13 protein-coding genes are annotated in these 19981 nt (G+C 63.1%); 6 read left to right on the plus strand and 7 right to left on the minus strand.

Annotated elements, in window-relative coordinates:
* Positions 1–23: 23 nt before the first annotated feature.
* Genes ABDJ85_RS14230 through ABDJ85_RS14255 form a run of 6 tightly spaced genes read left to right on the plus strand, consistent with a single transcriptional unit; the run spans position 24 to position 7537 of the window.
* Positions 24–476, plus strand: coding sequence for a type IV pilin protein (locus tag ABDJ85_RS14230; RefSeq protein WP_347705449.1), 453 nt, complete (start codon positions 24–26; stop codon positions 474–476).
* Positions 470–1066, plus strand: a complete 597-nt coding sequence (locus ABDJ85_RS14235) for a pilus assembly FimT family protein (protein ID WP_347705450.1) — start codon at positions 470–472, stop codon at positions 1064–1066. The genes ABDJ85_RS14230 and ABDJ85_RS14235 overlap by 7 nt, the downstream gene beginning before the upstream one ends.
* Entirely contained in the window at positions 1063–1455 is a 393-nt protein-coding gene (locus tag ABDJ85_RS14240; RefSeq protein ID WP_347705451.1) for a type IV pilus modification PilV family protein, read from the plus strand. Before ABDJ85_RS14235 ends, ABDJ85_RS14240 begins: the two co-directional genes overlap by 4 nt.
* Positions 1452–2588: a PilW family protein gene (locus tag ABDJ85_RS14245; RefSeq protein WP_347705452.1), complete on the plus strand. Its 1137-nt coding sequence runs from the start codon at positions 1452–1454 to the stop codon at positions 2586–2588. Before ABDJ85_RS14240 ends, ABDJ85_RS14245 begins: the two co-directional genes overlap by 4 nt.
* Before the next feature lie 12 nt (positions 2589–2600).
* Entirely contained in the window at positions 2601–3245 is a 645-nt protein-coding gene (locus ABDJ85_RS14250) for a pilus assembly PilX family protein (protein ID WP_347705453.1), read from the plus strand.
* 29 nt (positions 3246–3274) lie between these two features.
* Positions 3275–7537, plus strand: a complete 4263-nt coding sequence (locus ABDJ85_RS14255; protein ID WP_347705454.1) for a PilC/PilY family type IV pilus protein — start codon at positions 3275–3277, stop codon at positions 7535–7537.
* A gap of 54 nt (positions 7538–7591) precedes the next feature.
* Here ABDJ85_RS14255 and ABDJ85_RS14260 read toward each other — a convergent pair whose 3' ends face one another.
* The 7 genes from ABDJ85_RS14260 to ABDJ85_RS14290 form a co-directional block, all read right to left on the minus strand.
* Positions 7592–9067 (minus strand): glutamate synthase subunit beta, encoded by a 1476-nt coding sequence (locus ABDJ85_RS14260; RefSeq protein WP_347705455.1) that lies wholly within the window; start codon positions 9065–9067, stop codon positions 7592–7594.
* A gap of 9 nt (positions 9068–9076) precedes the next feature.
* Positions 9077–13822 (minus strand): glutamate synthase-related protein, encoded by a 4746-nt coding sequence (locus tag ABDJ85_RS14265; RefSeq protein ID WP_347705456.1) that lies wholly within the window; start codon positions 13820–13822, stop codon positions 9077–9079.
* A gap of 133 nt (positions 13823–13955) precedes the next feature.
* Positions 13956–14666, minus strand: a complete 711-nt coding sequence (locus tag ABDJ85_RS14270) for a transposase (RefSeq protein WP_347705457.1) — start codon at positions 14664–14666, stop codon at positions 13956–13958.
* Between the two features lie 18 nt (positions 14667–14684).
* A complete protein-coding gene (locus ABDJ85_RS14275) occupies positions 14685–15824 on the minus strand; it encodes a deoxyguanosinetriphosphate triphosphohydrolase (RefSeq protein WP_347705458.1) in 1140 nt (379 codons plus the stop codon).
* Between the two features lie 8 nt (positions 15825–15832).
* Complete coding sequence (aroB, locus tag ABDJ85_RS14280; RefSeq protein WP_347705459.1) at positions 15833–16924, minus strand: 3-dehydroquinate synthase; 1092 nt, start codon at positions 16922–16924, stop codon at positions 15833–15835.
* 60 nt (positions 16925–16984) lie between these two features.
* Entirely contained in the window at positions 16985–17545 is a 561-nt protein-coding gene (locus ABDJ85_RS14285; protein ID WP_347705713.1) for a shikimate kinase, read from the minus strand.
* A 29-nt stretch (positions 17546–17574) separates the two neighbouring features.
* Positions 17575–19980: an autotransporter outer membrane beta-barrel domain-containing protein gene (locus ABDJ85_RS14290; RefSeq protein ID WP_347705460.1), complete on the minus strand. Its 2406-nt coding sequence runs from the start codon at positions 19978–19980 to the stop codon at positions 17575–17577.
* Between the last annotated feature and the right edge of the window lies 1 nt (position 19981).

The following is a 19981-nucleotide window of genomic DNA, read 5'->3' on the forward strand; positions in this document are numbered from 1 at the left end:
ACCCCCTCGAATGAGTGTTCCCGATGAACCCGACCCGCCATTCCGCCCACGGCTTCACCTTGCTTGAGTTGTTGGCCGCCGTCGCCATCGTGGCCATCCTCGCCGGCGTTGCACTGCCCCAGTACAAGGACTACGTGACACGCAGCCGCCTGACGGACGCGACGGTTGGCTTGACCACCTTGCGCGCGCAGATGGAGCGGTACTTTCAGGACAACCGGACCTACGCGAACAGCGGCACCTTCGTCGCTCCTTGCAACGCGGACGCCTCGGCACGGACCTTCGGCAACTTCGTCGTTACGTGCACCGGCACTCTGGATGGCACCCAGTTCACGTTGTCGGCGGCGGGTACTGGCGCCTCTGCGGGCTTCACCTACACGATCAACCAGAAAGACGAGCGCGCAACGACGGCAGTACCGAGCGGATGGGGTAGTACCTGCAGCAGCAAGTGGATCCTCAAGAAGGGTGACGCATGTTGACGCGTCTCGTCAGGGGCTTCGGGCTCATCGAGTTGCTGATCGCCGTCAGCATCTTGGCGATCCTGACCGCCGTCACGGTCCCTAACCTGATGAGTTGGATTCGGGGGGCACGTACGCGCGCGGTGGCGGATGCCCTTCAATCCGGCTTGCGCGTTGCACAGGTCGAGGCCCAGCGTCGTTCACACACCGTCGTCTTCTTCTTCACCGACAGCAAAGTGTGCTCGACCGGAGCCACCGCAATCGCAGGCGGCAAGTACTGGCAGGCACGCGTTGTTCCAGATGCACTCCAGAGCGGCGACGTCTCTGAGGCCGTCCAGTGCGGCGTTCTCACGGACGTCGGGTCGGGTGTCAGCGTCACGCCTTCCGCAACGGCCATCTGCTTTGGCGGTGACGGGCGTCTGACTGCCGCCACGGACCCGACCGCCATCGGGGTCGACTGCGCGGCTGCAGCTGCCAACTTTCAGATATCGCCCGACAACCGCAAGAGTCAGGAGCGCCGGCTGACGGTCACCTTGAGCCTGGCCGGCGCGGTACGGATGTGCGATCCCGACAAGTCCTCGGCTGCACCCGACGGGTGCCGTGCGTCATGAACAAGCCCTCGTATCAGCGCCGCAATGGCTACTCGCTCTTCGAGATGCTGGTCTCGATCCTGATCATTTCCTTTGGCCTGCTGGGTGTCCTGGCCCTGCAAGGCCAGACGCTCAAGGCTTCCGTCACCAGCGAAGACGCGCAGCGGGCCGCACTGCTCGCCAGCGACATGGCCGCCGCCATACTGAACGCCAACACGGTCAACGTCTCGCAGGGCGTGATCGACAGCTGGGCGGCCAAGGTCGCTGATCCGTCGTCCGGAGGCGTGCCAAGTGGGGTGGGGACGGTGGCTGTCACGTCAGCGAACAGCGCGCGTATCAGCGTGGTCTGGACGCCCAGCGGTGCCGCGAGCGCCGTGCACAACTACGTCACCGACGTGATCCTGCCATGAACCGCTCATACGCACGCAGCCACGGATTCAGCCTGCCTGAGTTGATGGTCTCGCTGGTGATCGGCTTGGTGCTGGTCCTCGCGATCACCGTCATCGTGGCGCGGCAGGAAGACATTCGTCGCAGCGTGACTTCGGGCAACGATCTTTCCAGCAACAGCGCGTACTCGGCATTTGTGCTGGATCGCGAACTGCGCCACGCCGGGTCAGGCCTCGTGGGCTCCGTAAATTGGGGCTGCCCGGTGGCCGTTTCACGCAACAACGCACAGTTGCTTCCGGCGGTAGCCCCCTTCCCCGCGCCGTTTGCGGCCATCCCAGCGACTGTGCCGTTGGCGCCAGTGGTCGTCCACGCAGGCGCTGGGGCCAATGGCAGCGACGTTCTGGCCATCATGTCCGGCAACTCCGGCCTGAGCGAGTCCGGCCTGCCGATCGCGCCCAAGTCGGCCGCCGCAGGACGAGTTCAACTGAACAACACCATCGGCATGCGAGGTGGCGACCTCGTCCTTGTCACCCAAGCTGGGGCCTGCATGCTGCAGCAGGTCAGCAATGGGTTCGCCGGTGGCGCCACACCCACGTTGACGTTTGGCGGCACTTACGCAGCCAACACGATCGGAAGCGTCACGCTCACGGACTTCGCCAGCAGTAGCAGCAACGGAAGCGCCTATGTCTCGGTGCTCGGCAATGTGGTTGGCAATCGCCCTCGGTTTCAACTGCTCGGGATCGACAGCAACAACACGCTGGTGACCTACGACCTGCTGAACTTGGCTGGGACAACGCCGCAGCCGTTGGTTGAAGGTGTCGTCGAGTTGAAGGTGCTCTACGGCGTCGACGGTACAGGCGCCAGAACGGCAGTGACGACTTGGGTTGCGCCAAGCGCCGCAGGCTACACCGCTGCCGATCTTTCCAACGGCACCAGCGTCGCCCAAACGACGCTCGGCAACATCCTTGCCGTGCGCGTTGGCCTGGTGATCCGAAGCGATCAGGCAGCCAAGGAAGCGGTCACCGCCGACACGATCACGCTCTTCAGTGATCTGGGCGGCGCGCTGACCCACACCTACAACGTCCCGGACGGCACCCAGCAGCAGCGGTATCGGGCCGTCGAATTCACGATTCCGCTTCGGAACGTCCGCTTCTAAATCGAGCAAGTCATGCCCAACCGATCCTGCTCCTATCGAAGCTGCAAGTCCGAGCGCGGCATCGTCCTGATCTTTGCGCTCGTGACCCTGGTCATCATGTTGATCGGCGCGGTCGCGATTTCCAGGTCGCTGAGCTCGAATCAGTTCGCCATCGGCAATATTGGCTTCAAGCGCGACATGACCAATCAAACGGAACGTGCCGTGCAGGCCGCCATGGCAGCGTTCGGGGCCAGCGGTGCACTGGCCACTGTGAACCTGCGAAACACCAATCTCCCGGCGGCCAACTACAGCGCGACGCTGCTACCCACCAACACCCAAGGCATTCCGCTGGCGCTGCTCTCGGACAGCACCTTCAACACGGTCGGCCAGGCTGGGAACGACATCACGCTGGCCGACGTGGGCCTGACGATCCGCTACGTCGTGGATCGGATCTCAACCACGCCCGGCGTTTGCTCGGTCAGCACCTGTTCCATGGTGAACGACGTCATTTACGGCGGCGCGGTGACCGAACTGATCAGCGCACAAAACAACAGCAGTGCCGCCAATAGCACCAACCCATCAGCGGTCACACCACAGCCGGTCTACCGGGTGACGATCCGAGTCAAAGGACCGAGAAATACCTTGTCCTTCTTCCAATCAACGTTCACGTCGAATTGACCCGAGAAGCGACGCCCTGGAGGTACATGATGAACTTCAATCTGACCCAAAAGATCATTCAAGGAGCGTTGGTCGCCGCAGCGATTTCGGGGGTCTGCGTGTCCACGCCCGCTGCCATCCCGCTAGCTGACCAGCCTATCCTTTCGGCCGTCAGCGTCCCTGGCAATCTGGCACTGGCACTGTCCGTGGAGTTTCCAACTGCCATCAGCGTGGCCCACCCCAACCGCACCTACTCGGCGGACAACACCTACATCGGGTATTTCGATCCAGCGAAGTGCTATAGCTACCGCTACACCGATGGCACGAGCACCGACAACTACTTCTATCCTGACGGCGCGGCCACCAACCGCACTTGCTCGAACAAGTGGAGCGGCAACTACCTGAACTGGGCAACGATGCAGACCATCGATCCCTTCCGGTGGGCGCTGACCGGAGGGTACCGGGTCATCGACACCTCCAGCCTGACCGTGCTCGAGAAGGCCTGGGCCTCCAACCAGGGCGGCACGACCAACTTTCCGGACAGCACGCTTTCCGGCGCTACCTTGATCTCTGGGGCCACGCCCTTCAGCAGCACCAGCCTCACCAGCCGCGCCTGGGCCCAGGGCAACAAGTTGCGCTTGGTCACCCCAACCCCCGACGGCCAGAACGGCACGAGCTTCACGGCCACCTATTTCCACAACAAGACCCTGACGGCCCCTTCCGCGATGTCACGTGCAGAGGGCTCGATCAACTACGTCAAGGGCGGCACTTGGCCCACCGGCGTCAATCAGGACAACATGTCGGCACGCTGGGTCGGTCAGGTCACGGCACCGAGCACTGGCAACTACACCTTCAGGATTCGCGGCGACGACGGCGTGCGCTTGAAGGTCAAGAAAAATGCGAATGGCAATTGGACCAGTCTGGGTGACACCGGCTGGAAGGACCAGGGCGCCACGAACTATGACCTTGCCGTGAACGGCGTGACGGCCAACGACACCCTGTACATCGAGGCTGAGTACTACCAGGGTGGCGGTGGGGCAGAGATCAGCCTGCAGTGGCAGCCACCAGGTGCCGGCGGCTTCACCGTCGTAGGCGCCAGCACCGTTTCCATCACCGATACCGCGACACACTACAACCCGGCCAATGCCCTGGTGGCGGGCCAGGTCTACGAGTTCTTCGTCCGTGTAAAGGTCTGCGATTCGGCCCCAGCTGCTGGTGGCCTTGAATCCAACTGCACGCAGTACCCCAACGGCAACTACAAGCCGACCGGCTTGATGCAAGCCTATTCCGACAAGATTCGCTATAGCGCCTTTGGCTATCTCAACGACAGCAGCAGCACCCGGGATGGGGGCGTGCTGCGCGCCCGTCAAAAGTTCATCGCGCCCATGAAGCCCGTGCCAGGCGGCCTTCCTGTGGCAAACCCAAGCACGGAATGGGATGCCGCTACAGGCGTGATGCTGATCAACCCCGATGCCCAGGATGCGACAGACACCACCACCAATTTTGGCGTCACCGTCACCAACAGCGGCGTCATGAACTACCTGAACAAGTTTGGCGAAATCACACCGGGCACTTACAAGACCTATGACCCGGTAGGTGAGCTCTATTACGCCGCTCAACGCTACTTGCGCAATCTCGGCAATGTGTCGGCGTGGACATCCATGGGGGGGGCCAACGTCGCCACCAAGACAACGTATGTCGACGGCTTTCCAGTCATCACGAACTGGAACGACCCCATTCAGTACTCCTGCCAGCGAAACTTCATCCTCGGCATCGGCGACGTCAATACGCATGCGGACCGCAACCTGCCCGGTTCAACGGGGAATTCGGAACCCAGCAAGCCGTCCGAGGTGACCAGCGACAGCAGCGTCAATGCCACCGACTGGACGAACAAGGTCGGCGTCCTGCAGGGCCTGGGCAACTCTCTCGCCGCAAGTCAGCCATACAACGGCTGCTGCACCAACAACGGCGCGCTGATGGCAGGTCTGGCCTACTGGGCCAATGTGAGCGACATCCGACCGGATTTGACTGGAGTGCAGACCATTCAAACCTACTGGCTCGATGTCCTTGAGTTCCAAGCCTACAAGTCAAACAACCAGTTCTACCTGGCCGCCAAGTACGGTGGGTTCAACCCACCGGCCAACTTCTCGCCCGATACGGCAACGGCAGCCCAGTTTGCCAACAACGCCGCGACCAAGTCCTGGTGGGCCACAACTCCGGATACGGTCGCCGACGGCAGCCCAAGACCCGACAACTACTACACGGCAGCGCGGGCTGACCAGCTAGTCAGCGGCTTGAGCAAGGCGTTCTCCAGCATCGCCACCAAGCTGGCGGCCTACTCAACCTCGTTCTCCACCTCACAGCCCCAGGTTTCAACGCTAGGGGTGGCCACCTACTCGGCCAAGTACGATGCCAAGTACTGGACCGGCGACGTTGTGGCCTCGCAAACGTCCTTTGACGCCAACACTGGCGATCCCACCTCAGTGGGGCAATGGAATCTCACCAACACCCTGGCTGCACAGGCCAATGGCACAGGTTGGGACACCGGGCGAAACATCGTCAGCTACAACAGCAGTTCAAAGGTGGGGGTCGCTTTCCGACTTGCAAACCTGGCCGCCGGTCAAGTGACGGCGCTCAAGACACCCTACGGCGGCGGCAACGACGCTGGCAACTACATCAACTACGTTCGCGGTGATCGCACCAACGAGCGTTCATCAGTGACATCTGGCTCCACCCAGGCGTACCGAGATCGCGCCAGTTTGCTGGGTGATGTGGTGAACGCCAAGACCATCCCGGTGGGCCCACCTGCCTTCCCGTTTGCGGCCGCGTACAACCCGGGATACGACACCTTCAAGACCACCTACGCCAACCGCGCGCCAATGGTGTACGTGGCAGCCAACGACGGCATGCTGCATGCAATCGATGGCAGTCTGACCACGAGCACACTGTCCGGAAGCACGCCGGGGCGAGAGGTCTGGGCCTACATCCCGGGAGCCATCATTCCTGGCCCGACTGCCACCCCCAGCGTGAACGGTCTGGCATCGCTCGGGAACCCGGACTTCACGCACCACTACCTTGTCGATGCCACGCCGACTGTGGCTGACGTCAACTTCGGCAAATCGGGAGGCGACAACAGCTCGACGGACTGGCGCACCATCCTCGTCGCGGGGCTCGGCAAAGGCGGCAAGGCCTACTACGCGCTCGACATCACCAACCCGGCCAGTGTCACCAGCGAAGCCACTGCGGCACAAAAGGTACTGTGGGAGTTCTCAGACTCGTCATTGGGCTACACCTACGGGCAGCCCATCGTGACCAAGACGCGCAAGTACGGCTGGGTGGTCATCGTGAGCTCGGGCTACAACAACGCGGACGGCGTCGGCTACCTCTATTTCATCCACCCCAAGACCGGCGCCCTGCTTGAAAAGGTGGCCGTGCCCTGCTCTCCCGATTGCTCGGCCTCCAACCAATCTGGCCTCTCGCCAGTGAACGCCTTCGTGTTGAACGCAGCCGATGGCTATGCAGATGCTGTGTACGCTGGCGATTTGCTCGGCAATGTCTGGCGGCTAGACATCACGGGCACCAGCGGCTACCCCACGCCCATCAAGTTTGCCGTGCTGACGGCATCGGACGGCACTCCACTGCCTGTCACTGCCAAACCCCTGCCTGTCGTGCAGCCGCACACCAATCTGCGCTATGTCGCCATCGGCACTGGGCGCCTGCTCGACCAGAGCGACATCAGCAGCACGCAGCCTCAACGATTCTTCGTCATCCTCGACGGTACGAACGCGGTGTTCAGCAAGGATGGAACCGTCAACAACGAGACTTCGACGCTGCCGGAGAACGTTACCTTCCCGATTCGCACGTCGAACCTGGCCCAACGCGCATCGTTGACCACCCAGATCAATCTGGACCTGCGTACCCAGTTGGGCTGGTACTTCGATCTCGGCCTGTCTGGTTCAGGGTCTGGCTGGCGTGTCCTGACTGACCCGGCCTCGTTCTACGGCATGTTGGCGTTCGCCACGACATCCCCAACCACCGTGGATGCCTGCTCGCCCGACGGAAAGAGCCGCATCTACGTTGTGAGCATCGGCGACGGGTACTGTGCACTCGATACGGCCGACTCGGCCTGCTATGCAAGCAACTTCGACGGAGTGGTGACGGACCTCAGCTTCATCAGCCGAAACGTGGACGGTGTTGGCAAGCTCGGCTTGATCACCGGCACCAGCACGGGCGCCAAGCTGAATATCCGTACCAAGCAGCCAGGCACGATCGGCATCAAGCGGTTGAACACCCGCGAAATTCTGGTCAACTGAAATGAATTCGGGCCACCCAGGGGGTGGCCCGATCCTGTTGCCCAGTCGGATGGATCAGCGCGGCAAGTCGGACGAGCCCATCAGGTACTCATCCACCGCCCGCGCTGCCTGACGGCCTTCGCGGATGGCCCAGACCACCAGGCTTTGACCGCGGCGCATGTCACCGGCGGCGAAGACCTTGTCGACATTGGTCTTGTAGGCGCTCGCACCTTCGGTGCTGGCCTTGCCGTTGCCGCGCGGGTCCTTCTCGATGCCGAAGGCTTCGAGCACGGTGGCGACGGGTGACACGAAGCCCATGGCCAGCAGGGCCAGGTCGGCCTTGAGGATCTGCTCGCTGCCTTCGACTTCGGTCATCTTGCCGCCCTCCCACTTGAGGCGGACGGTCTTGACGCCGGTGAGCTTGCCCTTCTCGCCGATGAATTCCTTGGTGGCGATGGCGAACTCGCGCTCGCAGCCTTCGTCGTGGCTGGAGGACGTGCGCAGCTTGATCGGCCAGTACGGCCAGACCATGGGCTTGTCTTCCTTCTCGGGCGGCTGGGGCATCAGCTCGAACTGGATGACGCTCTTGGCGCCGTGGCGGTTGCTGGTGCCCACGCAGTCGGAGCCGGTGTCGCCACCGCCGATCACGATGACGTGCTTGCCGTCGGCACGGATCTGGTTCTTGAGCTTGTCGCCCGCGTTGACCTTGTTCTGCTGCGGCAGGAACTCCATCGCGAAGTGCACACCAGCCAGGTCACGGCCCGGCACGGGCAGGTCGCGCGACTGCTCGGCGCCACCGGTCAGCAGCACGGCGTCGAACTGGCTCTTGAGCTCGTCGGCCGAGACCGATTCCTTGGCCCAGTTGGTGACCTTGGAGCCCTCGGGCATGCTGCCCACCAGCACGCCGGTGCGGATCTCAACGCCCTCGGCCTTGAGCTGCTCGGCGCGGCGGTCGATGAGCGCCTTGTCGAGCTTGAAGTCGGGGATGCCGTAGCGCAGCAGGCCGCCGACGCGATCGTTTTTCTCGAACAGCGTGACGCTGTGGCCAGCGCGTGCCAGCTGCTGCGCGGCCGCCAGGCCGGCGGGGCCGGCGCCGATCACCGCCACCTTCTTGCCCGTCTTGACGGCAGCGGGTTGCGGCTTGACCCAGCCTTCGGCCCAAGCGCGGTCGATGATGGCGTGCTCGATGGACTTGATGCCCACGGCGTCGCCATTGACGTTGATCGTGCAGGCGGCCTCGCAGGGCGCCGGGCAGATGCGGCCGGTGAACTCGGGGAAGTTGTTGGTGCTGTGCAGCACCGCAATCGCGTTCTTCCAGTCGACCTCACGGCCCTTGTAGACCAGGTCGTTGAAGTCGGGGATGACGTTGTTGACCGGGCAGCCGTTGTTGCAGAAGGGCGTGCCGCAGTCCATGCAGCGCGCGCCTTGTTGCTTTGCCTGCTCGGGGCTCAAGCCGATGACGAACTCTTTGTAGTTCTTAACCCGCTCGGCGACGGGCGCGTAGCCCTCTTCCAGGCGCTCGAACTCGAGGAAACCAGTGACCTTACCCATGTCGACTCCTCAGACCTTGGCAGCCGCAGGCGACTTGGCCTGAGCGATGGTTTGCGCGGCTTCCTTGGCCGCATTCAACTCGCCGAGCGCGCGGCGGTACTCGTTCGGGAACACCTTGACGAACTTGGCGCGTTGCTCGGCCCAGTTGTCGAGGATGAAGCGGGCACGTTGGCTGCCCGTCCAGCGGTGGTGGTCCTCGATCAGCTTCTTGAGGATGGCCTCGTCGGTCTGCTGCTCTGCATCCACCTTGGCGCGGTGCCACAGGGCACGGTCAAGCGTGGCCTGCTGCTCTTCGCTGGAGGCCAGCTTCTCGAGCGAGACCATGCTGGTGTTGCAGCGCTTGGCGAAGCTGGCGTCCTCGTCATAGACGTAGGCGATGCCGCCGCTCATGCCAGCCGCGAAGTTGCGGCCGGTCTTGCCGAGCACAACCACGGTGCCGCCGGTCATGTACTCGCAGCCATGGTCGCCCGTGCCTTCGACGACGGCGCTGGCGCCCGAGAGGCGCACCGCAAAGCGCTCGCCACCCACGCCGGCAAAGAAGGCCTCACCGCGCGTGGCACCGTAGAGCACGGTGTTGCCGACGATGATGTTCTTGGTCGCTTCGCCGCGGAACTCGATGCTGGGGCGCACGACGACGCGGCCGCCGGAGAGCCCCTTGCCGGTGTAGTCGTTGGCGTCACCAATCAGGTAGAAGGTGATGCCGGTGGCCAGGAAGGCACCGAAGCTCTGGCCGCCCGTTCCTTCCATCTGGATGAAGATGGTCTGGTCAGGCAGGCCTTCGGGGCGACGACGGATCAGCTCGCCCGAGAGCATGGCGCCCACCGTGCGACGCACGTTGGTCACTTCCTGCATGAACTGCACCTTCTCGCCCTTCTCGAAGGCGGGCAGGCACTTCTCGATCAGCTTGACATCGAGCGCGCGGTCCAGGCCGTGGTCCTGCGTCTCGGAGTGCAGGCGCGGCACGGTGCCCGGCAGCTGCGGGCGGTAGAAGATGCGCGAGAAGTCCAGGCCCTTGGCCTTCCAGTGGGTGATGGCCTTCTTGGTGTCGAGCCAGTCGCTGCGGCCGATGAGCTCGTCGAACTTGCGCACGCCGAGCTGGGCCATGATCTGGCGCGCTTCCTCGGCCACGAAGAAGAAGAAGTTGATGACGTGCTCGGGCTTGCCGGTGAACTTGGCGCGCAGCACGGGGTCTTGCGTGGCCACGCCCACCGGGCAGGTGTTGAGGTGGCACTTGCGCATCATGATGCAACCCTCGGCCACCAGCGGTGCGGTGGCGAAACCGAACTCGTCAGCGCCCAACAGGGCCCCGATGACGACGTCGCGGCCGGTCTTCATCTGGCCGTCGGCCTGCAGGCGGATGCGGCCGCGCAGGCGGTTCAGCACCAGGGTCTGCTGCGCTTCGGCCAGGCCCAGCTCCCACGGCGTGCCGCAGTGCTTGATGGACGACCAGGGCGAGGCGCCCGTGCCGCCGTCATGGCCGGCGATCACGATGTGGTCGGCCTTGGCCTTGGCCACACCAGTGGCCACGGTGCCCACGCCGACTTCCGACACCAGCTTGACCGAGATGTCGGCCTTGCCGTTGACGTTCTTCAGGTCGTGGATCAGCTGGGCCAGATCCTCGATGGAGTAGATGTCGTGGTGGGGCGGCGGGCTGATGAGGCCGACGCCGGGCACCGAGTAGCGCAGGAAGCCGATGTACTCGGACACCTTGCCGCCGGGCAGCTGACCGCCCTCACCCGGCTTGGCACCTTGTGCCATCTTGATCTGGATCTGATCGGCCGAGACCAAGTACTCGGTGGTGACACCGAAGCGGCCCGAGGCGACTTGCTTGATCTTGGAGCGCAGGCTGTCGCCATCCTTGAGCTCGTAGTCGGCCTGGATGACGCTCTTGCCGAAGACGTCAGTCAGCTTGGTGCCCGAGGTGATCTTGATGCCCTTGAGCTCGTTGCGGTAGCGGGCCGGGTCCTCACCGCCCTCGCCCGTGTTGCTCTTGCCGCCAATGCGGTTCATGGCAACGGCCAGCGTGGTGTGGGCTTCGGTCGAGATGGAGCCCAGCGACATGGCGCCGGTGGCGAAGCGCTTGACGATCTCGGCGGCGGGTTCGACTTCTTCCAGCGGCACGGCCTTGGACGGGTCGAACTTGAACTCGAACAGGCCGCGCAGCGTCATGTGGCGCTTGCTCTGGTCGTTGATGATCTGGGCGTAGTCCTTGTAGGTGTCGAACTTGCCGCCGCGCACCGAGTGCTGCAGCTTGGCGATGGCGTCCGGCGTCCACATGTGTTCTTCACCGCGGGTGCGCCAGGCGTATTCGCCACCGGCGTCGAGCATGTTCTCCAGCAGCGGGTCGTTGCCGAAGGCGCCGACGTGCATGCGGATGGCTTCCTCGGCGACCTCGAAGACACCGATACCGCCGACCTGGGTTGGCGTGCCGCGGAAGTACTTCTCGACGAAGTCGCTCTTGAGGCCGATGGCCTCGAAGATCTGCGCGCCGCAGTAGGACATATAGGTCGAGATGCCCATCTTGGACATGATCTTCGACAGGCCCTTGCCCACAGCCTTGATGTAGTTGTAGCGGGCCTTTTCAGCGGTCAGGCTGGCGGGCAGCTCGTCCTTCATGGCCTCGAGGGTTTCGAGGGCCAGGTAGGGGTGAACGGCCTCGGCGCCGTAGCCAGCCAGCACGGCGAAGTGGTGCACTTCACGTGCCGTGCCGGTCTCGACGACCAAGCCGGCCGTGGTCCGCAGGCCTTCACGCACCAGGTGATGGTGCACGGCCGACAGCGCCAGCAGCGCGGGGATGGCGACACGGTCGGCACTGACGTGACGGTCCGTGATGATGAGGATGTTGTGGCCCGTCTTGATGGCATCGACGGCCGACGCGCACAGCGAGGCCAGGCGGGCTTCGACGCCGTCCTTGCCCCAGACCGCCGGGTAGGTGATGTCCAGCTCGCTGGGCTTGAACTTGCCGTTGGTGGGGCCGGCGATGGAACGCAGGCGCGCCATGTCATCGAAGTCCAGCACAGGCTGGTGCACCTCAAGCCGCATCGGCGGGTTGATGGCGTTGATGTCCAGCAGGTCGGGCTTGGGGCCGATGAAGCTGTTGAGCGACATCACGATGTTTTCGCGGATCGGGTCGATCGGCGGGTTCGTGACCTGGGCGAACAGCTGCTTGAAGTAGTTGTAGAGCGGCTTGTTCTTGCTCGACAGCACCGCGAGCGGCGAGTCATTGCCCATGGAGCCGATGGCTTCTTCACCGTTGGCGGCCATGGGGGCGAGCAGGAACTTGACGTCCTCCTGCGTCATGCCGAAGGCTTGCTGGCGGTCCAGCAGGTTGGCGGCAAAGGCCGGCGCCGGCGTGGCCGGGACGGCGATGTCATCCAGCTTGACGCGAACGTTCTCGATCCACTGACGATAGGGGCGCGCGTTGGCGTACTGGTTCTTCAGCTCTTCGTCGTCAATGATGCGGCCCTGCTCCAGGTCGATCAGGAACATCTTGCCGGGCTGCAGGCGCCACTTCTTGACGATCTTGTTCTCAGGGATGGGCAGCACGCCGCTCTCCGACGCAAGCACGACGAGGTCGTCATCGGTGATGCAGTAGCGGGCCGGGCGAAGGCCATTGCGGTCCAGCGCGGCGCAGACCTGGCGGCCATCGGTGAAGGCCATGGCGGCTGGGCCGTCCCAGGGCTCCATCATGGCGGCGTGGTACTCGTAGAAGGCGCGACGGCGCTCGTCCATCAGCTCGTGCTGCTCCCAGGCTTCCGGGATCATCATCATGGCGGCGTGGGCCAGCGGGTAGCCCGCCATGGTCAGCAGTTCGATGGCGTTGTCGAAGGTCGCGGTGTCGCTTTGGCCCTCGAAGCTGATCGGGTAGAGCTTCTTCAGGTCGTCGCCCAGCACGGGCGACTTCATCACGCCTTCACGGGCGCGCATCCAGTTGAAGTTGCCCTTGACGGTGTTGATCTCGCCGTTGTGGCAGACCATGCGGTAGGGGTGGGCCAACGGCCACTCGGGGAAGGTGTTGGTCGAGAAGCGCTGGTGCACCAAGGCGATGGCCGAGACCACGGCCTCGTTGCCCAGGTCCAGGTAGTACTTGCCGACCTGGTCGGCCAGCAGCAGGCCCTTGTAGATGACGGTGCGGCAGCTCATGCTGGGCACGTAGTACTCGCGGCTGTGCGTCAGGTGCAGGGCCTGGATGGCGCTGGAGGCCGTCTTGCGGATGACGTAGAGCTTCCGCTCGAGCGCGTCGGGGACGATGATGTCCGAGCCACGGCCGATGAAGATCTGGCGGATCACCGGCTCCTTCTCGCGAACCGTGGGCGACATGGGCATGTCGCGGTCCACCGGCACGTCGCGCCAGCCCAGCAGGACTTGGCCCTCGGCCTTGACGGCGCGCTCCAGTTCCTGCTCGCAAGCAAGGCGGGAGGCGGCTTCCTTGGGCAGGAAGATCATGCCGACGCCGTACTCCCCCGGGGGCGGCAGGACCACGCCCTGCTTGGCCATCTCGGCGCGGTAGAACTCGTCAGGGATCTGGATCAGGATGCCGGCGCCGTCGCCCATCAGCTTGTCGGCCCCCACAGCACCCCGGTGATCGAGGTTCTCGAGGATCTTGAGGCCCTGCTGGACGATGTTGTGCGCCTTGGTGCCCTTGATGTGGGCGACGAAGCCAAGGCCGCAGGCGTCTTTCTCGTTGGCGGGGTTGTAGAGCCCTTGGGCGGTCAGGTCCTGAACTTCGCTCTGAAACTGCTGGGTATCGCCCATGGCGCACCTCCTGATACACGACGAGGTGCAAATTTACTGCACCGCAGCAGATTCTTCAATGATAAAAACAGGGGTCAGGTTATTTTTATGAATGCCACCAATGCCTCATAAAAATAATTAGGGTCAAATTAAATCATCCCTCAGCCGATCCTGGCTGAGTTGATTTACGCGGCCGCCCCCGAGGCCGCGGCGTGACCGGGCTACCCAAGGCGGCCTCCAGGCGGGGCTGTTGCGCCTCGTCCGCCAGCGGCCAGCCGCGCAGCACGCACTGGGTGATGCGCGAGGCTTCGTCCACACGCAAGCCCTGTTCCAGCAGGCCTCGGTAGACGTGTTCCCGCTCGAAAGGCGTGTTGCCCAGCGCCCAAAACGCCGGGTGTTCGGTGATCAAGGGGTCACGCCGGCGCCCGAGATGGTGCTGAGCGCTGGACCAACGCCAACTACCTGCCTCGTTCGAGTGCCCGATGCGCACCGGATTGAGTTCGATGTAGCGCAGGCAGGCCAGCACCCAGTCGCTGCCCGCCACAAGATTGGCGCGGAAGCGCCCTTCCCACAGCGTGCCACTGCGGCCATGCCGCAGATTGAACGCGGCGACATAACGTCGCCCCAGGGCTTGCATCAGGCTGCTCAAACCCTCGTCTCCGGCCGGCGTGGCCAGCAGATGGAAGTGGTTCTCCATCAGCACATAGCCGTGGAGCGCTACCTGATGCTGCTGGGCACACTCACGCAGCAGGTCCAGCAGGCGCTGGCGGTCCTCATCGTCCTGGACGATGGGCTGCCGGTTGTTGCCCCGGTGAATGACGTGGTGCGTCTCGCCGGCAAGCATGAGTCGGGGGAGTCGAGCCATCGCGAAGGGAGCTGACGCTCAGAGACCGTCCATGATGTGGGTGCCGGTAATGCGCGCATGCTCACGCAGCGCGAAACGATCCGTCATGCCGGCCAGGTAGTCGGCACAGCGCCGCGGATGGGTCTCTGCACCGGGGAAGTCAGCCGGCAAATCGCTAGGCTGAGCCAGGTAGTGCGCGAACAAATCTCGGACCACCTGCTCGGCACGCGCTCGCTTTTCCAGCACCTGAGGGTGGCGGTAGAGGTTGGCGAACAGGAAGCGCTTGAGGCCCGTGCTCTCGGTGCGCATCTGGCCGGAGAAACGAACGAGCGGCTCGGGCAGCTTGCGCACCTCGTCCGCCGACTGAGGGTCTGCTGTGCGCAAGGCAGCACGGGTGGCGTCGATGATGTCGTAGACCTGGGCCGACAGCATGCGCCGGATGACCTCGCAGGCCAGGCGCTTGCCGGCAAGCCCCGGGTACTCATCGAGCGTTGCCAACAGGTGGCGGCGCACCAGCGGCACCTGTTCCAGCATCTCCCAGGTCAGCAAGCCCGAACGCACGCCATCGTCAACATCATGGGCGTTGTAGGCCACCTCGTCGGCGAGATTGCAAAGCTGGGCCTCGAGGCTCGGCTGCCCACCCGCGAGAAAGCGCCGTGCCACGCCGCCCGGCTCAGCCAGTTCGAGCCTTTCGGCGTTGCTGCGCGAGCAGTGCTTGAGGATGCCCTCACGCGACTCGAAGCAAAGATTCAGTCCATCAAACTGTGGATAGCGTTGCTCCAACTGATCCACCACGCGCAGCGACTGCAGGTTGTGCTCGAAGCCACCATGGTCGCGCATGCACTCATTGAGCACGTCCTGGCCCACATGGCCAAACGCGGTGTGCCCCAGGTCATGCGCCAGAGCGACCGTCTCGACCAGGTCCTCCTCCAGTTGCAGACTCCGCGCGATGCTGCGCCCGAGTTGAGCGACTTCCAGCGAGTGCGTCAGGCGTGTCCGAAAGAGATCGCCCTCGTGGTTGAGGAAGACCTGCGTCTTGTAGACCAGGCGCCTGAACGCCGTGCTGTGGATGATGCGATCGCGGTCACGCTGGAACTCCGAGCGAGTAGGCGCCGGCGCCTCGGGCACCCGCCGGCCCCGACTGAGCGCCGGTTGACAGGCATAGGGGGCGAGCAACACGGCGCCAGTCACGCGCCGCCGTGGGTTTCAAGAACCTGGGCGACCAAGTCGTCCGGTGCGGCATGGGTGCCCGCTCGGCCCAGTGCTTCGATCAATACGAAGCGGATCTCGCCAGCCTCGGACTTCTTGTCGCCCCGCATGAGGCTCATATAGCGCTCCACGCCGAGCGCAGGCGCCACCACGGGCAGGCTCGTGCGCTCCAGCAAGCGGCGCATGCGGTCCACGAAGTCTGCGGGCATGCGCCCCGTACGGGCACTGAGATCCGACGCGAGCAACATGCCGCAGCCGACCGCCTCCCCATGCAGCCACGCCCCATAGCCGAGGCCGGTCTCGATGGCGTGGCCGAAGGTGTGTCCAAAGTTGAGGATGGCGCGCAACCCCGACTCGCGCTCGTCCTGCTGCACCACCCAGGCTTTGATCTCGCAGCTGCGGCGCACGGCATGTGCCAGTGCGGCCTTGTCACGCGACAGCAGTGCGTCCAGGTTGACTTCAATCCAGGTCAGGAATTCGGCGTCGGCAATGGGACCGTACTTGATGACCTCGGCCAGGCCAGCGCGCAGCTCGCGATCCGGCAAGGTGTCCAGCGAATCCAGGTCGGCGATGACCCGGGCGGGCTGGTAGAACGTGCCGATCATGTTCTTGCCCAGCGGGTGGTTGATGGCGGTCTTGCCCCCCACCGAAGAATCAACCTGAGCCAGTAGCGTTGTGGGCACTTGCACAAAGGGCACGCCGCGCATGTAGATGGACGCAGCGAAGCCCGTCAGGTCACCGATGACGCCGCCACCCAGCGCGTAAAGCACGGTCTTTCGGTCGGCTTGACGCTCGAGCAAGGTATCCATGACCGTTTGCAGGGAAACCCAATCCTTGTGGAACTCGCCGTCCGGCAACACAAGCGCCTCCACAGATGCGTGGCGGGCCAGCAGGGCACTGCGTAGGCGCTCCAGGTAATACGGCGCCACACGGTCGTTCGTGACGATGAGGGCCGCTGCAGACTTGGGCAGCCCTTGCCAAGAAGTGGGTTCGCCAAGCAGCTGAGAGCCAATGCGGATTTCGTAGGCGCGCCCGTCCGGCAGCGCAATCGAGACGTTGTGAGCAGTCATGCCCCGAAGTGTAGGAGCCGTCGATGCGGCAAGGCGCGACGGCATTCACCAGCCGACACCTCACACAGGCTCAGCACCAACCGTCGCAGCCACTCGCCCTGGATCAATCAACCCCGCCAACTCCAGTTGCATGAGGGCCATGTTCACCAGCCCATGCACACTCGGGCGGGAACTCTCGAGCACGTAGTGTGCCGTCTTGCGGTACAGCGGGTCACGCTGTTGGTACAGCTCGCGAAGCTTTGCAAGCGGGTCCGCGACCTGAAGCAGCGGCCTTGAAGTGTCATGGCGAAGTCGGCGGTAGATGTCCTCAGGGGTGGACCGGAGGTAGAGCACCGTAGAGCATGCCCTGAGAGACTCACGGTTCCGCTCTCGCAGAACTGCGCCGCCTCCGGTGGCCAATACGCCATCTTTCAGTTGGCCCAAAAGCTCCTCGATGGCAACCGACTCCAATTCCCGAAAGGACTCCTCACCCTCTCGCTCGAAGAAAGTTCGAATGGATTCCCCGATACGCGCCTCAATTTGAGCATCAGAGTCCATAAACGGCACGCCAAGTTGCCTCGCCAGATGCTTGCCTACGGTGGACTTACCACCGCCCGGCATGCCTACCAACGATATCAACAAAGGTTGGCGCGTGGACACGCCGAACACGTCTAGTTAGGGCTCAAGCAGGAGGCTACTTGCCCGTAAGGGCTGAGCTTGAAAGGCGGATCGGCAACTTCCTTCAGTTTCGCCGCGGGAACCGCTGTGCGCTGCTCCGTCCCAGTCAAGGTGAAGAGTGTGTCCCCGGCCTTCGCAACACGTCCAAAGAAGGCAGGCGGGCTGACCACACCGGTCGCACCGACGCGAATCGAGTACTCGGTCCAACTCCCATAGTTCTGCGGATATTCGATACGCAGAACTGCAGTCCCGGAGGCATCTGTCTTGGTCGACCCGACCAAGGCAATCGACACGTCAGATTTCCGAGGATCCAGCTGACCATTGCCATTTACGTCCTCAGAAACACCACCAAAGGTTTCGATGGTGCCGTTCCGATAGCCGTTCACCGCACTGTCCTCGTTCAAACAATGTGCGACTGGACGCCAAACCCAGGACTGCTTGATGTCGTCGTAGAACCAATCCCCCTTGTAGTAGCTGGGGAGGTCCAGAACCGGCGTGAGTTGGACGTCTGACTTTGGATTGCCCGCAGCATCGACAACAAGCACCGTGAAGCGCTGCACATAGGTGAGGCCGCTTGAACCGTTCTCGATAAGTGCATTCGTGCCGATTGAAATCGAGAGCGGCTGTTCGACAACGGTGAGGGAGCCAACGAGCTTGCGGGGCGCAGGGCACGTAGCAATCGACTCAACGGTGTCGTCCTTGGCGTAGCAAGCGAAGATCTTTACCTGATCGGTCGAACTCGCCCGCTGACCAGGAATGAAGCTCGAAACGGCGATGCCGTTCGCATCGGAAGTGACTACCGCATCCTTGCCGGACCCGATATCACCATCCGTGCCGGCGGAGTTGTCCCCCAATCCCAAACGCACACGCACGTTAGGAACCGGCAGATTCTTGTCGGACAGGAATAGCAACCGTAGCTCGGCTCGGTTGTCCTTGGATCCAACAGCATTCACGCTGACGACCGTTGGAGCCACCGTGAACGTAGCAGAAGCGATATTGGTAGATGCTGGTACATCTGACAACTTGGCGTCGATCTGCACAGTGCTGGAAAGCGTAGCCCCACCAGCGCTCGCTGTGATCGGAGTCGGCCCAGATCCAGCAGCAACGTACGAGTAGATGAACTGCCCCCGCCCGTCTGTAATTCCAGTGGCAGATGACGCGCTTCCAGGACCGTTTACTGAGATCGGAACTCCGACCATTGGATTGGCGTTGACATCGCTCAGCGAGTATTGAACCTGCCCCGAATCCCCCACCTTCAGCGTCGCTGGCTGCAACGTGGCCTGGAGTTTCGCCCCCGTCACACGGAAGGATGCTTGGCGGGTGAACGTACCACTCTTCGCTGTGACAGTGACTAGTCGATTCGCACGATCAGCGCCAATGGTGACCGATGCCTTCGCCGTACCGTCAGCGCCAGTCTTGGAGTTGCCAACCACAAGTACCGCATTGCTATCTACCGAGAAGCTCACATCAATGCCTGCGACAGCGTTTCGCTTGCTATCAACAGCGGTAACCACCACGTCGACCGCATCGCCGCCAGAGTTGCCGATGGTGCTCTTGCTCAGACTGATGCTCATGTCAGCTGCGAGAGGCGTGACGGCATTGGAATCGACGACATCAAAAGTGATGGATCGGCTCACCGTGCCACTCGTCGCGACCACGGCGATCGTGCGGTTGGTCAACTTGCCGCCCAAAGAAACCGTGCCGAGCAGCTGCCCACTTTCAGCACCGGTGGTGGTTGCGCCACCGCTTGGCACCACAAACGCTGACTTCTCCGGATCATTCACCGAGAACAGGAGAGGCGCTCCGCCTGCGGCTGCACGTTGCGTATCGAGTGTTGTTGCAGTGACGAGCAGTTGTTCCGTTCCGTTGTTGGGAACATTGACCTTGTTCGCAACCAGAGAGATGTCCGCCACCTTGCTACCAGTGACGCTATCCACCACGTCGAACTTGAACTGCTTCGACAAGGTACCGCTCGTCACTGTGACGACGACAGTACGCGCAGTGCGGTCCGTCAGGCTCACCGTTGCCGACAACTTGGCATCAGACTTACTGGTCACCTTTCCAGCAGGCGTGATCACGGCCCCTGCATCGACACTGAAGGCGATGGGCGTCTCAACGCCAACCAGTGCGGCGTTACCTGCGCCCAAGGCCGTCACGGTCAAGGTGAGCACGTCCGCGCCAGTATTGGGTAGCGTCGCAGGGCCCGCTACCGAGAGATCAGTCGCGGTGCTAACGGCGCTTCCGCCGCCACCACCAATGATGGGCGTGCCTGCTGAACCGCCACCACCGCCGCAAGCAGCAAGTGTTGTGACGAGAACAACAGTGGCCACCCCACTCAAGATCTGGCCGAGCCAGCGCTTCAGATTCTTCATGTCTAGAAACTCCACGACAGTGGCCAAG

Source organism: Roseateles paludis, assembly GCF_039872745.1.
GTDB lineage: Bacteria > Pseudomonadota > Gammaproteobacteria > Burkholderiales > Burkholderiaceae_C > Pelomonas > Pelomonas paludis.